Here is a 24,531-nt window from a genome sequence, read left to right as displayed (position 1 = left end):
TCACTAATTCAAAATCATGACAAGGAAAATTTTTAGGATTGCCCTTGTGCTCGCATGCCTCGTCGGTGTCAAGACGGCCCGTGCGGAGTTCAAGGACATCAGGATTGACCTGACCAATGCCGCGTATCTTACGGCGGAGGAGGGAGTCCAGAATGAAAAGCTGTCAATGGGGTTTGTCATCGCTGATGATGGCACTCCTTCAAGAGTGGCAGCCGATGACGCCGCCGCCAACATCGTGTTGAGCGGTAAATTTCATTCCAATGAGCATGGCTGGGGCAATTTCTCCTCGACCATAGCTGTCGAAGGCCCTGTGAAAATCTCTATGGGCACATGTGCCTGGGGCGGAGATGTCGCTGTCAGGAATGGCAGCGAGACTGTCGGCTCATTCAACACCAAAACCGGCGTATGTTATCACAATGACAAGACTGCCAACATCGCATCGTTTATCTACAAGGGCGGTGCCGCCACTCTCACAGTGTCGGGTGGCAGCTATACTCCCTACTTTGCCGTCGAGGCTGTCGACCCCCCCGAACTTGTCGAGGACGCTACCGTGACTTACAGTCTCGGTGAATATGCCGATGCAGGCATAGTGCCCGCTCCCGAGAAGGTCGAGATAGGCAAGACAATTATTACCCCCCCCAATTATACTGTATATCAAGAGGGTAAGACTCTTGTGGGATGGTCGGACGGAAGCCGCACCTATGAGATTGGAGAGGTTGTCACCGTATCCGGCGATATGACACTCACCCCCGTTTTTGTCAACAACACCGTCTCTCTCGCCGACCGCACCGAGCCTGTGACCATAAAGTGGGATTTCCAGCGTCAGAACGGTGCGCCCACAGTCGGTTTTCAGAATGTGACCGGCTTCTGGGTTGCCCAGGCCAAGATAGGCACCGAGACTATCGACGTTCAGCTCCCCTTCGACACCAACAACGGCGGCAAGATTGCCAATGCCAACTGGAATGACTGGTGTCAGATGAACGATGGAACCACTTTCTCCGTGCCTTCATGCGACGGAGCCGTTATCTCGCTCGAGTCATACAGTGCCACCGAGTCGACCGTCGACGGCCAGCCCATGACAGTCAACGGCGGCAATGCATCGTTTACATGTGCCGGCAAGGCCGAGAGCGTGCCTCTCGTCATAAGCAAGGCCGGTTCCTACTATCGTTACATCCAGGTAGTGCTTCCCGTGGTCAAGTCATCGGCCGGAGCCACTTTTGACAACACCGAGGCTTCGGTGGTCTGGGCATTCAACAGTGCCGACTATGAGAAGGAAGTGACCGCTACGCCCGACAACGGTTTTGCCATGAAGGCCTTTGATATGGGAGTATGTGCCTACAAGGGTCTTGGTTCTACAACAATGTGTCCCGACATCACATTTGTGCGCATTAACTCTACCAAGGGTGAGTCGGATGTTGTGACATGGAGTCTGAAACCGGCCAAGGGCCTTGAGTTTACTCCGACAAGTATAAGTTTCTATATCGCACGCAATGGAACCGACGGTGCCGAGAATGCAGTCAGTGTTATGGGTGTTGTGCCCGGTGGTCAATCGGTGACATTCAGCACTATTACACCCCATCGAAACAATAAGACTCAGAGTGCCGACAAGTTTGGATCCTCAGCGTCGTATACAACCAAATATGAATATACTCTTACTGCCGCACAGCAGGAGGCACTGACATCGGGCGAAGGATTCAATCTTGTGCTCAATAACGGATATGGCACGACTAAGGACTGCATGTACTCCGACGTGCGCATCAACGGTATACTCAACGGCACGACCCAGGAGGTGACAATGTATCCTTTCTCGGCTTCGGCTAATATTGCCGCTGCGGGTAATGTGACCGTTTATCCCAAAGCTGACGAATACGAGGCCGGAACAGCCGTGAAACTCACTGCCGAGAAAAACTTCGGCTATGCGTTTGTCAACTGGACCGATGCCGCCGGCAAGGTCGTGTCGGCCGAGCCGAGCTTCAGCTACACTATAGACGCTGCCGCCGAACTGACTGCCAACTTCAAGGCTATCAACACCTACGAGCTGGCCTACACCGTGTCGGGCGGAGCCAATGACTATCAGGTGCAGCTCTCTCCCGCTCCCGTAGCGGTCGACGGCCGCAACATGTATGAGGAGGGCGCAACCGTAACCCTCACCGCAGTAAGCAACCCCATTGTCAAGTTTACCAACTGGGCCGACGGTCAGAGCGCGAGCGAAATCACCGTGACCATGGACAGCGACCACACCGACATCGTGGCCAACTATGACGCTGTCGACTATATAGTGGGCTGGGACTTCATGCAGTCGGGCAACAACGGCCGTGCAGCCGACTTTGCCGCCGCCGAGAATGACGCCGTGGCTCTCGTGATGCGCAATGCGGACGGAGACATCCAGGGATGGCTCGACAAGAGCGAGTTTGGCGCAGGAGGCTATGAGGGCCGTCCCGCCGCCGTCAACTGGCGCGAGACAGGTCTTGGCGACTATTACTGGCAGACTATGGTCAACGCCGAGGCGTTTACCGACCTTCAGATAATCACCGCCATGACTTTCAACTACAATGCCTACACCAAGCAGAATGTGGAATACTCGCTCGACGGCGAGAACTGGAAGTCGCTCGGCACAATCACCATCGAGGGTGCCAAGAAGTGGACCGATGCCACATTCTCCTTCCCCGCCGAAGCCAACAATCAGAAGGCTCTCTACATCCGCTGGATTGCCGACAAGACCTCGGAGGTCGGCGGTTCAGAATCCGACCACGACGGTATAGCTCTCGGTGCGAGCTACATCGTGGGCACCGCCAAACTCATTGACGACGGCACTGCTCCCGTACTCGTGTCGCAGGTTCCCGCCGAAGGCTCCGAGACAGCTTCGATCAACGGCAAGATTGTACTTACCTTTGACGAGAAGGTAAAGGTGAAGGAGGGTGTCACCGCATCGCTCGGTGATCTTAGCCTCACCCCCACGGTGACCGGCAAGACAGTGATGTTTGAGTACAAAAACCTCACCTATGCCACAGCCTACAAGTTCTCGCTTGCAGCCGGCAGTGTGATGGACCTCACCGACAACGCCATGGATAAGGCTATCACCATCAGCTTCACCACCAAGACCCGTCCCGTTGTGGCCAAGGGCGGCTATGACGCCGAGGTGTCGAATGTCGACGAGCTTCTTGCAGCCATCGAGGCAGCCGGCAAGCGCGATGACAAGACCAAGCGTTTCCGCATCTTCCTCCACGACGGCAACTACAAGCTCCCTGCAAGCACCACAGCCACCAAGACCGGCAGTGACGGCAAGTCATATCCCGACCCCACCACTTACATCACTACCCCCAATCTCTCGTTTATCGGCGAGAGCCGTGATGGTGTCGTGATAACCAACACCGTGCCCGGCGTTGAGGGCAACAACGGTTTCGGTGCGGCCAACGTGCTCGAGGGCATCGGCAAGGGCGATGTCATACAGCTCTCCAAGACCGCTACCGGCACCTACATGCAGCATCTCACCATCAAGAGTGCCATGGGCGACTCTCGCGGCCGCGATATCGAGCTTAACGACCAGTCCGACAAGACCATCTGCAAGGATGTATGTCTCTGGGGCTATCAGGATACATATGTGTCCAACAACGAAAACTCCCGCTTCTACTTTGAGGGCGGCGTGCTGCGCGGCCGCACCGACTTCCTCTGCGGCAAGGGTGACGTGTATTACAACGGCGTTATCCTCAAGATGTGTGCCGACGGCGGTTATATCGCCGTGCCCTCCAAGCCCAAGCAGTATGGCTACATATTCAAGGATTGCGAGATTGTAGGCGAGATGTCGGGCATCGACGGCAAGTATACCCTCGGACGTCCCTGGGGCAGCGGCACACCGATCGCCCTCTTCATCGACACCAAGATGACCGTCAAGCCTTCGGCTGCCGGATGGAATGAGATGTCGGGCGGATGGCCCGCACGCTTCGCCGAGTATAACTCGACCACAGCCTCAGGCACAGTAATCGACCTCAAGGACCGCAAGAAGATTTTTGCCGATACCCACGCCAACAACCCCGTGCTCACCAAGGAAGAGGCCGATTTCCACTCCTACGCACGTGTGATGGGCGGCGACGACGACTGGGATCCCGCTTCGATTGCCGAACAGGCTCCCGCACCCTCCAATGTCACCATCGACGGCAACACTCTCACTTGGGATGACAATGACTACGTGCTCTGCTGGGCCATATGCAAGAACGGCAAGGTGATTGGTTTCACCACCGAGCCTTCCTACACCGTTGAGCCTGAGGTCGGAGCCCGCACCGCTGCTGTCTATTCAGTGCGTGCCTCCAACGAGATGGGTGGTCTCGGCGAGGCTGTCGAGGCAAGCTCTCAGACTGCTATCGACAACATCTACAGCGATGCAGAGGTAGTGTCAACCGTATATTACAACCTCCAGGGCATGCGTGTGGCTCCCAACACCCCCGGCGTGCTCGTCAAGGTCGACACTCTCGCTTCGGGCGAGACCGTCACCACAAAGGTCATCGTGAAGTAACGCGACAGCGATACTGATAATTTGAAAAGTCAGCCTGCATCGGGTCCATCCCCGCTGCAGGCTGACCTTTTTTCGGCCCGGGACGAATTATGACTCGCCACTCCATATAAAAAAAAGCTGACAGGGATGCGTCAGTCGACACATCCCTGTCAGTTTTTCTACTGATGTCGTTTAGAGGGTACTTAGAGGGTGTTATTAAACAACCTCTTAATAACTCACTCTTATTGTCCGGGTGCCCAGTCAGAGGTAAAATCCTGTGCGGGAGCGGCTGATGTTTCGTTAGCTGCTATGGTAGACTCATAGCTGAAGAAATCATAAATTAAACTTTCCATGTAGGTTCTGTCTTGAAAAAGTAAAAAATAAGGCTTGAAAAAGTAGTTTTTAGGTTTGGTAGAGGGCCTGGTGTCAGGCGGGAACATGGCACTAAAAATGTGAATACGGTATTATTAAAACAACCGTTGGGATGGAATGGTTCAACAAAAAGAATGTGATTTTGGTGTTAAAATATGTAAAAAGTTAATACAGAGCTTTCGGTAATGTCAGGTAAAGCGTATGATGGGGGGGAGAGGAGAGAGGCAGAGGCTACAGCGTCACTTCTCCGCAGAGATTGACGCCAAAGCGGGTAGCGACGGCCGAGGGGGTAAGTCCGAGACCGAAGAGATACATCAGTTTGGTTATTGCGGCTTCCGAAGTCATGTCGTGGCCCGAGATGACACCACAGTTGGCCAGTCGGTCGCCCGATACGTAACGGCGCGCGTGCACACCGCCGTTGACACATTGTGTGACATTGACTATCACCACTCCGCTCGCCACGCAATTTTTGATTTCCTCGAGAAACCATGCCGATGTCGGAGCGTTGCCTGCGCCATAGGTGCGCAACACTATACCTTTGATGCCCGGTGTGTTGAGCACATGGTGCAGAGTGTGGCGTGTCATGCCGGGATGGAGGTCGACCGTCATCACGTTGGGGTCCATGGTGGTGGTGACGTGAAGCGGGCGTCGCTCGTTGGGGCGTCGGAGAGCCTTCTCCTCAAAGTGTATGCCGAGTCCTATCCGGGCCAGTTCGGGATAATTGTTGCTCTTGAAGGCGTTGAAGTTGTCGGCACTCATTTTGGTGGAGCGGTTGCCGCGCCACAGATAGTTTTCAAAGAGTATGGCCACTTCCTGCACCATCGGGTCACCATTAAAGTTGGTGGCGGCGGCTATCTGGAGCGCGGTGATGAGGTTTTCCTCACCGTCGGTGCGCACCTCTCCGATGGGCAGTTGTGAACCGGTGATGATGACGGGCTTGTCAAGATGAGCCAGCATGAACGAAAGGGCCGAAGCCGTGTAGGCCATGGTGTCGGTGCCGTGGAGCACTACAAACCCGTCATAGCTGTCATAGTTTTCCTCAATGGCCAGGGCTATCTCGCGCCAGCCTTCGGGCCCCATGTCGCACGAGTCGATGGGGGTAAACTGGATGTTGTCGATATGATAGTCGAGCATCTTGACTTTTGGCACATTGTCCATAAGATGGGTGAAGTCAAACGGCTCGAGAGCCTTGGTCTCAGGGTTCTCGATCATGCCGATGGTGCCGCCGGTATAGATGATAAGGATGCGAGGAGCCATCTCGGAAATTAATTAGTAATTAGTAATTAACAATTAGTAATTAACAATTGAGCAATTACTAATTGCTAATTGCTAATTACTAATTATATAGAGGGTTTTATCCGATTTTCGCGCCGGGAGCGGTGGGAGCCGAGGGTGATATGAGCACAAGCGAGCCGTCCTTGTTGACAGCCGAGAGTATCATGCCCTGTGACTCTATGCCCTTGAGCTTGCGGGGCGGAAGGTTGGCGATGAAGCACACCTGACGGCCCACGAGGTCTTCGGGGTTGTAATACTTGGCTATACCCGACACGATGGTGCGTTTCTCCATGCCGTCGTCGATGAGGAAGCGGAGCAACTTGTCGGCCTTGGGTACCTTGATGCATTCGAGCACTGTGCCCACGCGGAGGTCGCTGCGGCAGAAAGTGTCAAAGTCCACATCCTCGGCCTGGGGCTCGGGACGCCATGCTGCGGCCTCGTTGGCCTTTTTGGTGTCAAGCAGTTTCTGCACCTGAGCCTGGATAGTAGCGTCCTCGACTTTCTCGAAGAGCAGTTCGGGCTGACCGATTTCCTTACCGTCGGCGACGAGGTCGGAGCCACCGAGTTTATCCCAGCTCATGCTGTCGAGACCGAGCATCTTGGCGAGCTTGGCCGAAGTGAAGGGGATAAACGGCTCGAAGGCGATGGCTATGTTGCCACAGATCTGGAGCGCGATGTTGAGGATGGTGGCGGTGCGGGCCATGTCGGTCTTGGCCACTCGCCACGGCTCGGTCTCCTGGAGGTAACGGTTGCCCACACGGGCTATCTCCATGGCCTGCTTGAGAGCTTCGCGGAAGTGGAAGGTCTCGATGGCTTCGGTCTCGGCAGCTATGGCGGCCTTGATGTCGGCCAAGGCCTGACGGTCGGTGTCGGTGAGCTCGCCGGCCACGGGTGTCACGCCGCCGAAATATTTATGGGTGAGCACGACGGCGCGGTTGACAAAGTTGCCGAGGATGGCCACCAGTTCGTTGTTGTTGCGCGCCTGGAAGTCGGCCCAGGTGAAATCGTTGTCCTTGGTCTCGGGAGCGTTGGCTGTGAGCACATAGCGCAGCACATCCTGCTTGCCGGGCATATCCTTGAGATATTCGTGAAGCCATACGGCCCAGTTGCGCGAGGTCGATATTTTGTCGCCCTCGAGGTTGAGAAACTCGTTGGCGGGCACATTGTCGGGCAACTGGAAGTTGTCGCCATAGGCCATGAGCATGGCGGGGAACACGATGCAGTGAAACACGATGTTGTCCTTGCCGATGAAGTTGATGATGCGTGTCTCGGGGTCTTTCCACCATGTCTCCCATGAGTCGGGCAGCAGCTCCTTGGTGTTGGAGATGTAGCCGATGGGGGCGTCAAACCATACGTAGAGCACTTTGCCTTCGGCTCCTTCCACGGGCACGGGCACACCCCAGTTGAGGTCGCGGCTCACGGCGCGGGGCTGCAGACCGCCGTCGAGCCATGATTTGCACTGGCCATACACGTTGGTCTTCCACTCCTTGTGGCCGTCGATGATCCATGAGCGGAGCTTTTCTTCCCATTTGTCGAGGGGCAGATACCAGTGGGTGGTCTCGCGCATCTTGACAGGCTCGCCTGTCAGTGACGAGCAGGGATTGATGAGGTCGGTGACGTTGAGCGACGAGCCGCATGCCTCGCACTGGTCGCCATAGGCGTGCTCGTTACCGCATTTGGGGCAGGTGCCCACCACGTAACGGTCGGCCAGAAATTCGCCGCCTTTCTCGTCATAGGGCTGAAGGGCGGTCTGTACGGTAAACTCGCCTTTGTCATAGAGGCGGCGGAAAAATTCGGAGGCTGTCTGATGGTGAAGCTCCGAGGTGGTGCGGGAATAGATGTCAAACGACACTCCGAGCTCGCCGAGCGAATCCTTGATGATGGCGTGGTAGCGGTCGACAATCTCCTGGGGTGTCACTCCCTCCTTGCGGGCTCGCAGGGTGATGGGCACTCCGTGCTCGTCGCTGCCGCCCACCATCACTACGTCCTCGCCGCGGAGGCGGAGAAAACGTGCGTAAATGTCGGCCGGAACATACACGCCGGCAAGGTGGCCGATGTGCACGGGGCCGTTGGCATAGGGGAGAGCGGTGGTGATAAGTGTGCGCTTGAATTTCTTTTCCATTACTTTATGTTTATTAATGTCGCAAAATTAGCAAAAAGTTTCAGGAGATACAAAAGTTTCATAAGCTCAAAAGAAACAAAAGTCTCAAATTAAACCTAATAATCTGAAACAGATGAATAAAAACTGAAATTTTCACACCCACTCGACATTATCGCACCCCTCAGCCATTACGGAGCGAAAATCCGACAGCCCGGCATCCGTTCGCTCAGACGAGCGTAAGGCGCGAGAGTGTGGTGAGACGTGAGGCGGCTTCGCGCAGGTCGTCGGGCGTGAGCGAGCGTATGTGCTCCAGGTGTACGGCCGAGGGGATGACACTCCCCCTCAGCAGTGTGGAGCGGGCCATGTTGAGGGCGCGTTGCTCGGAGTTGGTCGACGCGAGTGTGAGTTGCCCTATATATTGGCGGCGCGCGTCATCGAGCTGTCTTTGGCTCATGGTGTCGGAGGCTTGTCGGCCGATGATGTCGGAGACAAGGCGTCGGCATCGCTCCACATCTGTGGTGTCGCAGCCGTAATATATGGTGAAGAGGCCGGTGTCGGTCATGAGGGCTGTCGACGCCTCGACCGTATAGACCAGGCCGCGCCGTTCGCGCAAGGCCACGTTGAGCAGCGAGTTCATGCCCGGACCACCAAGCATATTGGATAGCAGGGCCGTAGCATAACGGTCGGGTGAAAACATGTCGTGAATACGTGTACCGAGGATTGTATGGGCCTGATGGGTGCCGATTTCGCGCACGGTGTCAAACCGTCCCGCCGGAGCCAATGCCTCTACGGAGCCAATCCCCGATTCGGCCGGCATGTCGGCGATGCGGTGGTGAAAACACCGTTCGGCCAGACGTATCACCCTGTCGGGCTTCTCGGGGCCGGAGTAGAAAAACACCATGTTGTCCGGGCGGTAGTAATCGCGCAGATAACGGCGACACACGTCGGAGGTGAGCCGGTCGATGCTCTCGCGGCTGCCAAGGATAGGGTGTGCCAGAGGGGTACCCTCAAAGACAAGTTCATCGAAGTCATCAAATATCCCCTCGGCCGGAATGTCGAGATATGAGTCTATCTCATCGGCCACCACTTGTCGCTCGCGGTCGATTTCGGCGGTGGGAAACTGTGAATTCTCCACCAGGTCGGCCACCAGATCGATGGCCCGCTCCACATATCCGGCGGGATAGGTGGTGTAGACCACAGTCTCCTCCTTGGTTGTATAGGCGTTGAGCTCTCCGCCTACTCGCTCCATGCGATTGAGTATGTGCCAGGCGCGACGGCGCAGGGTGCCTTTGAATATGGTGTGTTCCACAAAATGCGCCAGCCCGTAATGACATGGCGATTCGTCGCGGCTGCCGGCCTTGACGGCCACACCGCAATGTTCGGCCACGCTCCCCGGACGGTGGTGCATCACCACTCTCAGTCCGCCCGACAGTGTGGCGTAATGATATTGCTGCTCGTTGATGTCCATGAGGCCACAAAATTAAGACATTTCGCGCTCATGGACAATATAGAGTTTAAAGTTTGGAGTTTAAAGTTTACTCCGTTCAAACCTTTATTTTCTGTGGCCGGGGCGTTTGGGTCGCTTGGATTTCTTGTGTCGGTTGAGGTTGTCGTTGTTGGTCGAGAGTGGGATTGTCAGCGTGGTGTTGTCGCCGTCGGCCGCACCGGTGGTGGTCAGGACGATTTTGTGCTCGCCATCCTTCACGGGGATGCCTGTGAGGGTGCCTTCGTTGGTGTTGGCGTCATAGGTCCAGCAGAATCCTTCGGGTAGTTCCGTCGCTGAGATGCCTGTGGCTCGTAGCACGGTTAGTGTTATCGGTTCTATGGCTTTACCGCTTTTTATAGGCTGTGACAGTGCGCCGCTGCGTACTACTATGACCGGTCGCGTCTCATAGCTGTCCTCGGGCGAATAACTGAGGTGGGGCGGCTGGTTGTAAGCGGTGTTCTGCCACGCTATGGCCATGCGGTACTGGTGGTCTTCCATCAGGCAGGGGAGTTTGTAGCCGGTGGGGATAGTGGTGGTGAATATGAGCAGGTCGCTCTGTGTCTCGTGGTCGTGGAGTATCACCTCCTCGCGCCAGTCACCCATGATGTCGGCCTGGAGATTGGGTGTTTTCTTGGTCCAGTTGCATGAGGCGGCGTTGCTCCATTGTCTGAAGTCGACGAGAGTCCTGATATGGCTGAAATTATCATTCGGCTTGGTCACCTGTGTGCCGTCGAGCAACTCGTCAAGCAGATCGCCGTCCCAGTAGATGCGGAAGTTGATTGACGGATAACTTCTTGCGATGACTTTGCCGGAGTTGTAGATTTCGCGGCCGGCAGCCGACCAGTATTCATAGCCCGGGTAAGCTGCCAGGACATTTGCAGCCAGACCACGGCCTATATCACGGCCGCTCTGTGGCAGAGAGTCGATGATTTCGCCTGTGCCAGCGTCGCGCATCTCTGTGTCGAATGGATAATGGGGCTTGGTATCCTCGTGGGTCATGAACACCTGGAGCCCCTCGCGGTCGGGGAGCATCTTGGCCAGGTGGAGAGCATCGCCGTGACCCTCTGACTTGTCAGTGTTGGGGTTGGTGCGGTAGAGCAGCTTGCCGTCATGGTCGAGCGCGCCTGCGCCATAGATTATTTCGTCCTTGCCGTCGCCATCCACGTCACCGATGGTGAGCGAATGCGCGCCCTCGCCCCAGATGCCCTGTCCGGGTATATTTGATTCATGGAGCCACACTTCCTGCAGCTTGCCGTCTCTGAAGTCAACGGCCCACACAAATGCGGCGCGGTAATATCCGCGACACATGATTGCCGAGGGGTGAAGACCGTCGAGATAGGCCACGCCGGCCAGATAACGCTCCGAACGGTTGCCGTAATTGTCGCCCCAGATGTCGGTGCTTACGTCATCATAGGCCGGACGGTAGGGGATAGTGCTCAGAGCCTCGCCGGTCTTGCCGCTGAAGCATGTAAGATATTCCGAGCCGCCGAGCGGACGTCCGAGGCTCTTGGTCGGTACGTCGGTCTGATGGCGGTAGTCGTCGGTCGGCTTGTCATTGCCGAGCAACACCCGGTTGCCCTTGCCGTCTTTGGTGCCCGGTGCGGTCTTGCATATCATCTCGGCGCAGCCGTCGCCGTCAAAGTCATATACCATGAACTGCGTATAGTGGTTGCCCGAGCGTATGTTGTGCCCCAGGTCGACGCGCCACAGTCGGGTGCCGTCAAGTCGGTAACAGTCTATGATGGTCGGGCCCGTGAAGCCGCTCCTTGAATTGTCCTGAGCGTTTGAAGGCATCCATTTGACAAACAGTTCATACACACCGTCGCCGTCCACATCGCCCACCGACACATCATCGGGTGTATATGTGTAATTGCTGGCATGTGAGCCGTCCTGCGCGCTTACCGTTCCTCCTTCCGGACGGTCGAGGTGGACTTTCATGTAGGGGGTGGCCCAGGCCTCACATGAGCCGGTGTTGGTGATGGTGGAGCCTTTGACCGCCTTTACTTCATACTTAGCTCCGGCATTTCCGGCCGGGTCGGTGAGATTGGTTACTTTGGTGATTGGGGTGTCGTTGATTTTGACGCCGTCGCGATATACGTCAAAAGTCGTGTCCTTGCCGTCGCGCGCAAGCGAACGCCACGAAACAAATACACCCTCGTCGGTCTTGACGGCTACGACACCTCGGTCGAGGTATTCAGCCTGAGGCGTGGCTGCCCGGCCTGTGAATATGGTCGCGGCCATAGCCATGCTTAAAATTATTTTGTTCATTCAGTCTTTCTATGATAATATTCAAGGCGGATATTTCGGAATATCACTCCGCAAAGTTACGTATAATATCATAATCGGGCAAGGATAGTGTAGAGTTTGGAGTTTAGCGTAATGTTATTGTATACAGTATCGCGGTTGGATAACAAGAGGCTGTGTCGTAATTGAACTGCCTCATGGTCTTAATAGCCTCGTGGCTTTCCTCGATGTATGGGATTATGTTTGGTATGCGGCCCCCACATGGGAGTCCGGACACCGCGCCTCCCCATGCGGGGGTACACATATCGTCAAGTGGCGGTTGAGGGGGGCAGACGGAATGAGATGTTAAAAATTTTGCAGTGACAATCTAAAACACTATATTTGCAGTGCTGAAACCCTCGCCGAAGTGACCTCCGTATTGGCTTTAAGCAGGCTGCCGGAGGTCGGTTGGGGTGTGGGGAGTAGCACATACATTTGGAAGGCGTTTATCAACGCTAAGATCCTGCCGTTATGAATCTCGCAAATTCATCTGCACAATACAGGATTTCAGCAACGATAGATGTCCATGGATATGTCTATATCGACATGTCTGCATCGGCCATGTCCCCGCTTGCGGGGCATGCGTTGGTGCACAGACTGGTATATCCATATCGGCGTGGGCTCTGCGTTGCTTATCCTTATTTGCAGGCATGCGAGAGCCTATAACGGGGGATAAGTGACGATAACAGACTCCCACGTCTTTCATTTTTATAGACCTGAAGCCATCACAACACAGTGCGTTCGGCGGGGAGTGTGGGCGCATGTAAAAACCACACATTTTCACACATGAAAAGAATCAGTCAGTTACTGATGTGTACCGTCGCCGCCTGTATCCCGTTGGGCGCGGCAGCCGACACATCGCCAAACGGCGTGTACTATACGGTCGCGCAGGATGGCCTCTATTTTGACCAGCGTAACGAATATGTAGGCAAGGCACCCTATCTGATGCTGGTCGATGCCGACTATGTCGAGCACCTTGTCATCCCCGACGAGGTGGACGGTGTGCCTGTCAAGGAGATGTCAACGTTCAAAGACCGTGTCGACCTTGAGGCCGTGACACTCGGTGTCAATATGCGCCGGATTGATTTCCGTAACTGCAAGTATATCGAGTCATTCGATTTCAACGGAGTCAAAAATGTCAGAGGATACCTGCAGGATCTCCCGGCCCTCGGTGAGCTCACTGTGCCCGAGGGTACGGCTGTCGGCATGTCTTATCTCGGCGTGACCAAAGTCGTGGTCGAGGGACAGTGTGATTTCTATTTTTCAATAGATAATTGCGAGTCACTTGTCGACATCACCCTCCCGCAGGGGATAAACTATATCCCTAAATTCTATGGTTGTACCGCACTGCAGACAGTCGAGATACCCGAAAGTGTCACGCTGATACCTGAGGATGCTTTCAATGGCTGTACATCGCTCCAGAATATTACCGTCCCCCCGATGCTGAAGATTATAGGAGGCAATGCATTTTCAGGTACGAGAATCAGTGCCTTCGACTGCCCCGAGAGCGTTCAGTTGATATGTGGTGGTGCCTTCAGCGGGACACGCCTCACCGAATTTTCGTTTCCTCAGTCGCTCGTGACACGTTTTGTAGCTGATAATGCGACTTATCCCACATACGAACAGAGATTTAATGGACAAAGTACAGCCAATGCCAATTCCATATTCGCCGATTGCTACAATCTTGCCAGACTCAGCTACCCGACCGAGGAGATGCTTCTCGCCCTCCCCCCGGCTTTCAATGAGTATAGAGGACTCGGCAAGCATCTGAGTGTTTATGACAAACGCGTGGAACTGTATATCGGCGACTCTCCTCTGACCGAGCTGACAATACCCCCAAGCTTTAAAGGAGCGAATGATGCTCTCCAACGCACCACGAATCTGCAGAGGCTGAAAATTGCAGATAGCACAGGTTCAACAGAATTCGGATGGGATTTCTCGTATATTCCTACATTGGAGAGTGTAGAGATTGGAGCGGGTGCTCCGAAATTCTGGGGCACTTTCGAGGGATGTGAGAATTTGAAGGAGGTGACCGTCTCGAAAAAAACAGAACATCTGAGGTTGGCGGCTATATGTTCAAGGGTTGTAAGTCTCTTGAATATATCGAGTTCCCGAATGTCACTGCCGTGGAAACGGAGGTCTTCTCGGGTTGTAGTTCTCTAAAGGGTGTTTCACTGCCAAAGCTCGAGACTTTGGCAGGCAATAGTGAATTTAAAGATTGCACCTCTCTCGAGGAGATTGATTTTCCGCTTGCAGATGTGAAAGATGGATATGGTTACAGCGAGCTATTCCGTGGATGCAGCTCGCTGAGGCGTGTCAGTATGCCTCGGTTATCATCAGTAGGGAGCAGAATGTTTCTTGACTGCATCTCTCTCGAGGAGGTTAATATTCCGGGTGCAACCACTATTGGCAGTGAGGCCTTCAAAGGTTGTCTGTCACTGCGTGAATTTGACCTCACAAATGTCACAGAGGTCGAAAATAATGCATTTTCATATTCAGGTCTTTACTCTCTTGAAGTGCCCGAAGGATGTAATTTTGGTGCCACTCTGATGGATTGCCCTGATTTGAAATGTCTGGTCATAGGGAAATTAAGCTCTCGTGACGCTACATTCCAGAATCTTCCCAATCTCGAAAAGCTTGAGATAGTATCGGTTGCCGAGGACCGTAGAGACTATGACTTTTGTACGATATCCAGGGTTATGGTCGGTTTTGGCGAAAGGAAGGGCGTGATAAAGATTGATTGCGGTCTGCCTTACCTCACGATTGAAAATGCTCCCTGGCTGAAACGCTTGGAAATTAACGATGTGATTAATAATATACTTATACATAGTGATGCCGTTCCCGCCGAAGTTGCTGTCTCCAGTGTGGAGGATTATCTGCAATGCACGTTCCATAACAACTACACTCCAGGTCATTATGCCAAGAATACCGCGATAGATTTCTATGTCGGCGACGAGCTTGTACGCAATCTCGAGATTCCGGCAGGGAGTGACATCAAGCCGTATGTGTTCGCCGGGATGGCTTTCGATAAGGTCACATTTCTCGATGGAGAGGGAAAGACCTCGGTAGGGGAGTATGCGTTTGCCAATGACACGAGGTTACGCGATCTTGAATTTGCCGGTGGCATCAGTTCGTTGGGCGAGATGTCATTTTCGGGGACAGGTGTGGAGAGTGTCACATTGCCCGAGGTCCTCAGCTCAATAGGCCCGAGGCTTTTCCGTGGATGCTCCAGACTGCGCAAGGTGGTCTTCCCGCACAATCTCGGATACCTGCCCTATCAGACCGTAGACTATTGTCCCAAACTCGAGCAGCTGATAATACCCGAGGGCGTGACCGGTGCGGGCTATTATGTGTACTCCGACTCGGAGGGGGCGCAGTTGAGCCTCATCAGCCTCCCCTCGACCTTCAAGTCGTTCTATTCAGGGGCCTATCCCACATTCCTCAACCTGCCTAACGATGTAGAGATACTCTGCTGGGCATCGACCCCTCCGGGGGGTAATCTTGACAATTTCACCGGTAACACCGTGCATGTGCCCGTGGGATGCAAGGATGCCTATCTCAACTCCAAGGTATGGGCAGGTGCCAACATCATCGACGACCTTGTTATAGACGTGGATGTCAGGGCTGACGACAGCAGCATTGAGATTGAGGTTCCCGTCAATCCCGGCATCAGTGCCGCCGCACAGGTGACGAGCTATGAGGTCGAGTGCTCGATTGTCCGCGAAGGGGTCGACGACGAGCCTGTGGGTACATATATCTTCGACGGCGACGGCAACCTCGCCCAGCAGAAGGCCATGGCCTCTGCTGCAGGCATGGTGACACTCCGCATCGTCGGACTCAGCCCCGATACCCGCTACCGCTATGCTGTCAAGGGATTCACTGCCGACAGAGACCTTGTGTATGCCGACGGCAGCATCGTCACGACCCCGGACATCTCTACGGCAATCGGTGAGGTCGAGGCCGACACCCTCGACCCCGACGACTGCTACGACCTGATGGGCCGCAAAGTCGACATCCGCCACGCACACGGCATCATCGTCGTGAGCAAGGGTAGGAAGTTCTATCTGAGATAATGCCTCCCCTCTGAATTCCGGAGGCTGTTTCAAAATGAAGTGCCCCCAAAAAGTTGGACAGGATAATGTTTTATCTGTCCAACTTTTTGGGGGCACTTCACATTTAGTTTTCAATGGATATTATGATACTATCTTAGTATACTACTGTCTTAGTGTACTAATAAGGTAGTACACCATGGTTGTGTGTCAAAAAAAAATAGAAGCACGTGAAAATGTAGTTGCAAAGTTAAGTATAAAAATACACACTGCCAAGCAATAATAGAGACAACGGGCTGACATGACGGAGTATCGACGCTGTGGCGTTCACAGGTGGGGGTGTCATGTCAGCCCGGCGTTGGGGTCAGGTGGGTGGGATGTCAGTTGCCGAGGAAGCGGGGGGCGAGGATGTAGGTGCCGATGGAGATGCCGAAGTTCCAGCCTACACCGCCTGTGGTGTAGTTGCCATAGGCACTCACACTTCCGAGCGGGAGCTTGAAACGAAGCTGCAGTTCGCCGAAAAATTCCGGGTCGCTCAGCCATCGGCCGTAGTGTGCTCCCGGGCCATCGGTGTCGGGCTGTATCTGACGCAGGGGCAGGAAGCCGTCAAACGCGCCTCTGACCTGAAACGAGTCGGAGAGTTTCCACACCGGCTCGACCGACACGGTGGCAAACGAGTTGGCTCTGAGCGCGCGGGTAAAGAGGTTGTAGCTCGCCGGGGTGGGGTGCAGGGCTTCGGCCGCGACGATGCTTGCCTCGTAGGTAGGGAGCAGCTTGCGGGTCGACAGCAGTGCGCGGGCTCCGGTGCCTATGGCCAGACGCCGTCCGAGCTGCCAGTAGTGGAGCGCGCCCATGTCGAGCTGCACCCAGTTGACGTTGCAGCCGGCCCCCGGTTTGAGCGGATTGTCGGAGGTGTAGCGATATTTGCCCGTCACCCCCATGGCTATGGCATGGATACGTGAGCCGGCCGAGGGGAGGGCTGTGTCGTCGAGAGTGTTGTGCTCCCATTTCAGAGCCGCCTGCCACAAGTTGAACACACCCTTGTCGCGTCCGGCGAGAGTGGTCACGTCTCCGAGGTCGCTGTGATAGCGGTCGGTGAGATGGCCCCAGCCGAGCTGTATGTCCAGCCGTGAGCGCAGTGTCGGGCCTATGGTCAGGAAGCCTTGAGCGAAAAATTCCGACCGTCTGATGAAATCGGGCTCTTTGATTTCATAAAACAGTTTTTCGGTCTCGTGATATTTAAGCTGCGAGCCTACCACCCTGAGTGTCAGCGATGAGGGTCGGCGGGTGTTGTAATAGACCTTAAACTCGCCCTGTCCGGCCAGATAGCTTTGTCCGAGCCATCCGTTGATGTTGGCGTTGAGCGACTTGAAGCTCAGAGTGTTGTAGCCGGTGTGGAAGAACAGCATACTGTTGGTCGACGATGAGACGTAGCCCCCTATGCCTACGGTATAGTTCTCCTTGACCACAGCCTTGTAGTTGAGGGTGAAGGTCGAGTCGGCGGGATTGTAGACGGGTGTGGGTACGAAATTCTGGAGTTTGTCGGAACTGATGGCGCGGTAATATGCGTCGCGCGCCTGGTCAAACGTCAGAGTCTTCTCCCCCTTGGGAGGAGTGAAGAGCGATTTCAGATAAGCGTTTTCGGCCTCGGTGCCACCGGTGACGTTGACCTGCGAGATTTTCATCTCGGGAGTGGCCTTCTTGAAGGCATCGCGCCGGAGCCGCACCTCGTCGCGCGGAGCCACACTATTGATTTTCATACGTATGGAGTCAATCATCTCCAGCCCGCGGCGATAGCCTATGTCATATATCTGCTGATATTTTCCGAAGTCGAGCAGGCCGAACTCGTCAAGGTCGATGCGTATGTTCACGCCCCTGTCATCGGGAAAGGGGTAGGGGTTGGGCTGCATGATCATCTCCTCGAGCTGCGACATGGGGTTGCGCGATGATGGGGGCGCGTCCTTCGAGCCGACATTCACGCCGATGAGTTTAGGCGGGTCAAACTCGTCGACCATCACATCGACAGGATAATTGTCATAGATGCCGCCGTCATACATGGGCACCCCGTCAAGTTCGATAGGCTCGAATACCATGGGGAACGACATCGACATCCTCACGGCGTCGGCCAGCGACCCCTTGCCGAGCACCACCTTATGTTTGGCATAGACATCGGATGTCACGCATCTGAACGGCACGAAGAGACGGTCGAAATCACCGCCGCACTGGGCCGTGTAGCGGCTGTATATGTCGAGAAAGGCCATGTTCATCGGTATCGGGTTGATGAGGCTCATCGGCAGCACCGATTTGATGCTGGTCGAGTCCTTGCCGAGATTGATGCGCACGAGCGAAGGGGTCTGTTCCTGCGAGAGAAAGTAGTAGAGGTAATCGGGATCAATCTGGCCGGTGGACCATTCGGCAAATCCGGGCGACGCTATGAGAGCGAGCATCTCGGCCGGAGTGAAGCCCGAGGCATAGAGGCCGCCGACAATAGCACCCATCGACGTGCCGGTGATGTAGTCGATGGGTATGTCATTGTCTTCCAGAGCCTGTATCACACCTATGTGCGCGATGCCCTTGGCCCCGCCGCCGCTGAGCACGAGGCCCACTTTGCCGCCGGATGACGAAGCGTAAACGTGAAAAAACGCTGCGATAAACAGCAACAGTAAACCAATCCTTCTCATAAACAATAGTTGAAATGTGAATCTATACAATTTAACAATCCAAGATGGACAATAGATTAGAAAAAAGGTGTAATTTTGCAAAATAAACATATTGAATATAAATGAAACGACCACTCATACTTACAGCGGCCTGCGCACTCGCGTGTGCCGGTACAGTGGCTCAGATAAACAGTCCTGATGCCCGGGGCTATCTCGAGCGAGCCATTCTTATGTGTGACGACCGCAACTTCGAGGGATGTCTTGACCAGATGTCACATCTGCGCGAACTTGCCGCGACGGCAGAGCAGCGCGAGCTCGCCTTGTATTACACGGGTCGTGCCCTGCTCGGGCTCGGCGATGCCTCCGCGCCCGATGTGTTGCGCGACTTTCTGCGCGAATATCCCGTGTCGACCCGCCGCACCGATGTGATGATGATGGTGGGTGACTGGTATTTCAACCGCGGACAGTATGCCGAAGCTCTCACTGAGTATGGTCAGGTCGACCCTCTCGCCCTCACTTCCTATCGGCAGGACGAGCTCAATTACCGTCAGGCCTATTCCTATCTGATGCTTGGCGAGCCCGAGGCTGCGGCTTCGCTTTTCCGCACTCTCCAGAGCAAGCCCGAGTGGAAAAACGCCGCCCGATATTATCTCGGTTACATAGCTTATACCAAAAACGATTATCCGCTGGCTCTCCAGTATTTCCGCGGACTCGACACCACTGTCGAGCCGGCCTGTGCGGCTCCCTACTATGAAGCGCAGATATATTTCGCTCAGGGTGAGTATGACAAGAGTCTCGCTCTGGCCCGTCAGTTGCTTGCCTCGGGCCGTGTGGCGCAGTTCACCCCCGAGTGCAACCGTATAGCCGGCGAGTCGCTCTATAATCTGGGACGGGCCTCCGAGGCTGTGCCCTATCTGTGGAAATATTGTGCCGAGGCCGCCAATCCGGCTCCGTCGGCTTTCTATATACTCGGCGTGAGCGAGTATGAGAAGGGTGATTATGACGCATCGGTCAAGCTCTTCCAGCAGGCCATCGGTTCACACTCGGCCATGGAGCAGAGCGCGTGGCTCTATCTCGGCCAGTCCTATCTGAAACGCGGCGACAAGTCACAGGCTCTGATGGCGTTTGAAAACGCCTATAAGGTCGACTATGACCGCGAGGTGCGCGAGACGGCATTCTATAATTATGCAGTGGCCCGCATGGACGGCGGCCGTGTGCCTTTCGGCAACTCGGTGTCGCTCCTCGAAAGTTTTCTCTGCGAGTATCCCGACTCGCCCTACAGTGCCGATGTGCAGCGTTACATCGTCACCGGCTATATGAGCGACAACGACTATACCGGCGCGCTCGCCGCCATCAACAAGGTCAAAAATCCATCGGCCGAAATGCTCAAGGCCAAGCAGAGAGTGCTCTTCGTGCTCGGCACGCGCGAGTATTCGTCGGGCCGTGTGGCCGACGCCATAACCCACCTGACCGAAGCGCGCTCGCTCTCGCGATATGACGCCTCGATAGCCCGCCAGTGTGACATGTGGCTCGGTGACTGCTACTACACCCGCGGCAACTATGACGCTGCCGCCCGCTCATATCTCGACTATCTCTACGCCACGCCCGAGAGTGAGACCTCCGACGTGGCCCTTGCCCGCTATGACCTCGGCTACACCCGCTTTGCCCAGGAGCGTTACAAGGAGGCGATGGCCGACTTCTCCGACGTCATCACGCTGCTCGACCGCGGCACCTCACTCCCCGCCTCGATGCTTCCCGACGCCTACAGCCGCATGGCCGACTGCTCCTATTATATAGGACAATACGAGGCGGCTGCGTCGGAATACAAGAAGGCCTATGACCTCAATTCGGCTTCGGGCGACTACGCGCTCTATCAGTATGCCATAATGAAAGGTCTGCTCAAAGACCATCAGTCCAAGATAGCCACCATCGACAATCTCGTGTCACGTTTCCCCTCGTCGGGTCTGCTCCCCCAGGCTCTGCTCGAGAAAGCCGAGAGCCAGTCGGCACTCGGTGACACCAAGGCGGCCATCAGGACTTACAACGAACTCGTAGGCAAGTATGCCGGCACGGCCCCCGGCCGCAACGGTTATCTCCAGCTTGCCATCACGTATATCAACACCGGCGACCGCTCCAAGGGCATCGACACCTACAAGCAGGTCATCACGACCTTCCCCTCAAGCGAAGAGGCGCGCATAGCCGCCGACGACCTCAAGCAGCTCTATGCCGCCGATGGCCGTCTGCCCGAGTTTGTGGCATTTCTCGCCTCGGTGCCCAATGCACCCAAGTATGAAGCGTCAGAACTCGAGGAGAGTGCTTATCAGGCCGCCGAGAACGCCTATATCAACTCAGGCTCCACCACGGGGCTGCTCGGTTATGTCAGGGATTATCCCGACGGAGCCTCGCGTGCCTCGGCTCTCTACTATCTGGCCGACGCCGCGTGGAACGAAGGCAAGGCCTCCGAGGCTCAGACCTATGCCACACAGGTGCTGCTCAGTCATCCCGACTCGGAAGTGGCCGAGGATGCCCTGCTCATCAAGGCTCAGGCAGAGAGCGAGCTGGGCAAGACGGAGATTGCCTACAGTTCATTCCTCGAACTCGAGAGCCATGCCTCGGGCTCCAATATGCTGCGCGACGCCCGTCTGGGCATGATGCGCACGGCCATGGACCTATCCAAGTATGACGAGGCGGTGGCCGCCGCCGACAAACTGCTGGCCTCGACGGCCGCCAACTCGCCCGCCGACATGGCCGAGGTGCGTTTCACCCGCGCCATGGCCAACGACCGTCTCGGTCATCACGACGAGGCTTACAAGGACTGGACGTCGCTTGCCTCCAACACATCCGAACTCTACGGAGCCAAGAGTGCCTATTATATGGGCCAGTCGCTCTTTGACCGCGGCCAGACAGCCAAGGCCAAGACGGTGACCGACGCGCTCATCTCGTCCGACACTCCCCACAGCTACTGGCTGGCGCGCGGATTTGTGCTCTACAGCGACATACTGCGCAAGGAGGGCAACGAGTTTGAGGCCAACGAGTATCTCAAGTCGCTCCGCTCCAACTATCCCGGCTCAGAGGCCGACATTTTCCAGATGATAGATGCGAGACTCTGATGAGAGAGATGAAAGTTTAAAGTTTATAGTTTAGACCAATGAAAAAAACAGCAATCTTATCCTCGCTTTTCGCTCTCTTTTTCTCCGGGAGTGTCATGGGCCAGGAATTACATAAGGATATAACCGTCGAGCAGGAGATCACCCCCTCGCGCCGCGAGGCTTCGCGTATAGCCGTGCTCCCCACGGTGACGCTTTCGCCCGTGCGCGCCTCCTCGCTGGCTTACAGCAATAAGGTGGTGACCACACGGGTGCCCAACTCTTTCGCCCGTCTCGATCCCGTGGCGTGGGGCGACAAGATATACACCTCGCCCTATCGCGGATATTTCGACCTTGGCATCGGCGGTCCGCTCTTTATGGGTGACATATCGGCCGGCTACCGTATAGTCGACCGCGAGAAGACACGTCTCAACCTGTGGGGACAGTATAACGGTGATGTGTACAAGCGCACAGGCACCACGTGGCACGACCACACCGCTTCGCTCGGTCTCGACCTCCGTCAGACCGTCGGCAGCAGTTCGTCGCTCGAGGCCGGACTCGACTACACCTACGGATTTCACGACATGTCCGCCTTTGAAGGAGGCCGCTTCTCTCAGTCCACCTCGCGTGTCAACGCCTCGGTGAGCCTGTCAGGCCGACATTCGGGCTTTGACTATGAAGCCGGTCTGCGTTACGGACATTTCGGATATTACAACCCCCACTTCCCGGTGCTTAAACCGGTGACTGAGGGCATTACCGACCCCTACAACGGATATGAGCCCGCCCGGCAGAATCTGCTCGGCGTCACTCTTGGCGGACGCCTCGAGACCGGCGGCACGTCACATGTGGGCGTAGACCTGTCGGCCGACTTCCTTGCCACAGGCAAGCACTATGTGGCCACGCTCCCGTTCTATGACGAGGACGCCACACTGATGCGCTCGCGCACCACGGGACTCGTGACCGTCACCCCTTACTTTGAGAACCGTACATCGGCCACAACGCTGCGCATAGGTGCCGATGTGGACTTTGCCGTCAATTCGGGCAAGACCATACGCGTGGCTCCCGACGTGACCTTTGCCTGGCACGGATTGCAGATACTCGGCATCGAACTGAAAGCCTACGGTGGCTCGACGCTCAACACTCTTGCCTCGCTCTATGACATCTCGCCTTACATGAACGGCTCGCTCGCCTATCGTCCGAGCCACATGCCTTATGCCTTTGACGCCAAGGTGGCTTTCGGTCCGTTTTTCGGCGGCACCATCGAGCTGTTTGGCGGCTATGCCAAGGCTGACGACCAGCTTATGCCCGTTATGGGCGGCATCTATCCCGCCGGAGGAGTGTGGGAGAGCGTCGACATCAAGGGTTACCGTTACGGAGCGCGCATAGGTTATGACAACGGCCGCACTTTTGCAGTGAGCGCGTCATATGAGGGTGCTCCATCCAAGTGGAACCGCGCATGGTATGACAACCGCGACCGTGCCCGCCACATAGCTGCGGCCGAGCTCAAGGTGCGTCCCGTCGACAAGCTCACCGTCACGCTCGGCTATGAGTTCCGCGGCGGACGAGCATGCTATATGTATGCCCCCGAGACAGTCGATATGGCCGGATTTGACATCTATCCTCTCACACGCGTGTCACTTGGAGCCGTAAGCAATCTCAAGCTGGGCGCAGGCTATGCCGCCACCGATAGGCTGACCCTCTTTGTGCACGGCGAAAACCTCCTGGGACGCAAAAGCTATTACATCGGCGGACGTCCCGTGCAGAGCGCGAACGGCATGATAGGCGCGGCCCTGAAATTCTGAACCTTTGCCCTCGCGGGGATGTTTATATCGTAGACTTAACAAAATAACATTACGATATGAGCACCAAGAAAAAATCCATCAAGGGCACCAAGACTGAAGCCAATCTTGTGGCTGCCTATATGAGTGAATCGGCCGCCTATTCGCGCTACACTTACTATGCCTCACAGGCCGAGAAGGAAAAATATTTTCCCATCGCGGAAGTGTTTACCGAGACTGCGGCCAACGAGCTGCGTCACGGCAAGGTATTCTTCAAGTTTCTTGAAGGCGGCTCGGTGGGCTGCAAGCTCAATGTCGACGCCGGCGTGATAGGCGACACCGCTTCCAATCTTGCCACCGCCGCTCATGAGGAGATGGTGGAGGGCGTAGAGCAGTATCGCAACGCCGCCAAGGTGGCCGAGAAGGAGGGTTTCGCTGAAATAGCCGAGCACTTCAACGCCATTGCCGACATCGAGGAGCATCACCGCCAGCGTTTCGAGGCCTATCTCAAGCAGGTCAAGGAGGGCACCGTGTGGAAGCGTGACGAGCCCATCAAGTGGCAGTGTATGGTGTGTGGCTACATCTATGAAGGCACCGAGCCTCCAATGGAATGTCCCGCCTGTGACCATCCCCAGTGTCACTACAAGGCAATGGATATGGAATAAACACGATAACTCTTAGGATACAAAAGTCCTGAAAGATACAAAAGAAACAAAAGTTTTCAATCCTTGTAATGCAATTGCTTTACATAAAGATTGAAAACTTTTGTTTCTTTTTGAGGCTTCTAAATTATTACTGTCCGCTAAACCATAAAAAGTCGAGTCCAACTTCTTGAAATATAGAAGTTGGGCTAACTTTTTGTATAGGACAAGCCCCCTTATCAGTTTTCAGTTTCTTCCGGCGGCGATTCAGATGCATCGGCGAGCATTATTTTCAGGTCTGCGTCGGGTTG

The 24,531-nt window shown here is 55.3% G+C and carries 11 protein-coding genes; 6 read left to right on the top strand and 5 right to left on the bottom strand.

Annotated elements, in window-relative coordinates:
- Positions 1-16 precede the first annotated feature (16 nt).
- Entirely contained in the window at positions 17-4,510 is a 4,494-nt protein-coding gene (locus tag QGT73_RS10585) for a pectinesterase family protein (RefSeq protein WP_280122420.1), read from the top strand.
- A 582-nt stretch (positions 4,511-5,092) separates the two neighbouring features.
- Here the strand turns inward: QGT73_RS10585 and QGT73_RS10580 are convergent.
- The 4 genes from QGT73_RS10580 to QGT73_RS10565 form a co-directional block, all read right to left on the bottom strand.
- The gene (locus tag QGT73_RS10580; RefSeq protein ID WP_123618078.1) at positions 5,093-6,118 is read right to left on the bottom strand and encodes an asparaginase; all 1,026 of its coding nucleotides are present in this window, start codon (positions 6,116-6,118) and stop codon (positions 5,093-5,095) included.
- 97 nt (positions 6,119-6,215) lie between these two features.
- Entirely contained in the window at positions 6,216-8,258 is a 2,043-nt protein-coding gene (gene metG, locus QGT73_RS10575) for a methionine--tRNA ligase (RefSeq protein WP_280122419.1), read from the bottom strand.
- A 205-nt stretch (positions 8,259-8,463) separates the two neighbouring features.
- Positions 8,464-9,705, bottom strand: coding sequence for a M16 family metallopeptidase (locus QGT73_RS10570; protein WP_280122418.1), 1,242 nt, complete (start codon positions 9,703-9,705; stop codon positions 8,464-8,466).
- A gap of 84 nt (positions 9,706-9,789) precedes the next feature.
- Entirely contained in the window at positions 9,790-11,991 is a 2,202-nt protein-coding gene (locus QGT73_RS10565) for a rhamnogalacturonan lyase (protein ID WP_280122417.1), read from the bottom strand.
- A gap of 801 nt (positions 11,992-12,792) precedes the next feature.
- Between QGT73_RS10565 and QGT73_RS10560 the strand changes: the two genes are divergently transcribed.
- Together QGT73_RS10560 and QGT73_RS10555 are read left to right on the top strand one after the other, a co-directional pair.
- Positions 12,793-14,169, top strand: a complete 1,377-nt coding sequence (locus QGT73_RS10560) for a leucine-rich repeat domain-containing protein (RefSeq protein ID WP_280122416.1) — start codon at positions 12,793-12,795, stop codon at positions 14,167-14,169.
- A complete protein-coding gene (locus QGT73_RS10555) occupies positions 14,079-16,079 on the top strand; it encodes a leucine-rich repeat domain-containing protein (RefSeq protein WP_425278396.1) in 2,001 nt (666 codons plus the stop codon). Before QGT73_RS10560 ends, QGT73_RS10555 begins: the two co-directional genes overlap by 91 nt.
- A gap of 356 nt (positions 16,080-16,435) precedes the next feature.
- Here QGT73_RS10555 and QGT73_RS10550 read toward each other — a convergent pair whose 3' ends face one another.
- Positions 16,436-18,736, bottom strand: a complete 2,301-nt coding sequence (locus tag QGT73_RS10550; RefSeq protein WP_280122414.1) for a patatin-like phospholipase family protein — start codon at positions 18,734-18,736, stop codon at positions 16,436-16,438.
- Between the two features lie 101 nt (positions 18,737-18,837).
- Between QGT73_RS10550 and QGT73_RS10545 the strand changes: the two genes are divergently transcribed.
- Genes QGT73_RS10545 through rbr form a run of 3 tightly spaced genes read left to right on the top strand, consistent with a single transcriptional unit; the run spans position 18,838 to position 24,244 of the window.
- The gene (locus QGT73_RS10545; RefSeq protein WP_280122413.1) at positions 18,838-21,825 is read left to right on the top strand and encodes a tetratricopeptide repeat protein; all 2,988 of its coding nucleotides are present in this window, start codon (positions 18,838-18,840) and stop codon (positions 21,823-21,825) included.
- Positions 21,826-21,863: 38 nt separating this feature from the next.
- Positions 21,864-23,603, top strand: coding sequence for a hypothetical protein (locus tag QGT73_RS10540; protein WP_280122412.1), 1,740 nt, complete (start codon positions 21,864-21,866; stop codon positions 23,601-23,603).
- Positions 23,604-23,659: 56 nt separating this feature from the next.
- The gene (gene rbr, locus QGT73_RS10535) at positions 23,660-24,244 is read left to right on the top strand and encodes a rubrerythrin (protein ID WP_123618085.1); all 585 of its coding nucleotides are present in this window, start codon (positions 23,660-23,662) and stop codon (positions 24,242-24,244) included.
- Positions 24,245-24,531 lie beyond the last annotated feature (287 nt).

Origin of the sequence: Duncaniella muricolitica (assembly GCF_910574735.1) — a bacterium.
GTDB lineage: Bacteria > Bacteroidota > Bacteroidia > Bacteroidales > Muribaculaceae > Duncaniella > Duncaniella muricolitica.
This window is presented reverse-complemented; position numbering and strand designations above follow the sequence as displayed.

Bases quoted from the DNA above. Each gene is read 5' to 3' on its own strand.
- QGT73_RS10585 (WP_280122420.1), top strand. From the start codon at position 17: ATGACAAGGAAAATTTTTAGGATTGCCCTTGTGCTCGCATGCCTCGTC.
- QGT73_RS10580 (WP_123618078.1), bottom strand. From the start codon at position 6,118: ATGGCTCCTCGCATCCTTATCATCTATACCGGCGGCACCATCGGCATG.
- metG (WP_280122419.1), bottom strand. From the start codon at position 8,258: ATGGAAAAGAAATTCAAGCGCACACTTATCACCACCGCTCTCCCCTAT.
- QGT73_RS10570 (WP_280122418.1), bottom strand. From the start codon at position 9,705: ATGGACATCAACGAGCAGCAATATCATTACGCCACACTGTCGGGCGGA.
- QGT73_RS10565 (WP_280122417.1), bottom strand. From the start codon at position 11,991: ATGAACAAAATAATTTTAAGCATGGCTATGGCCGCGACCATATTCACA.
- QGT73_RS10560 (WP_280122416.1), top strand. From the start codon at position 12,793: ATGAAAAGAATCAGTCAGTTACTGATGTGTACCGTCGCCGCCTGTATC.
- QGT73_RS10555 (WP_425278396.1), top strand. From the start codon at position 14,079: ATGTTCAAGGGTTGTAAGTCTCTTGAATATATCGAGTTCCCGAATGTC.
- QGT73_RS10550 (WP_280122414.1), bottom strand. From the start codon at position 18,736: ATGAGAAGGATTGGTTTACTGTTGCTGTTTATCGCAGCGTTTTTTCAC.
- QGT73_RS10545 (WP_280122413.1), top strand. From the start codon at position 18,838: ATGAAACGACCACTCATACTTACAGCGGCCTGCGCACTCGCGTGTGCC.
- QGT73_RS10540 (WP_280122412.1), top strand. From the start codon at position 21,864: ATGAAAAAAACAGCAATCTTATCCTCGCTTTTCGCTCTCTTTTTCTCC.
- rbr (WP_123618085.1), top strand. From the start codon at position 23,660: ATGAGCACCAAGAAAAAATCCATCAAGGGCACCAAGACTGAAGCCAAT.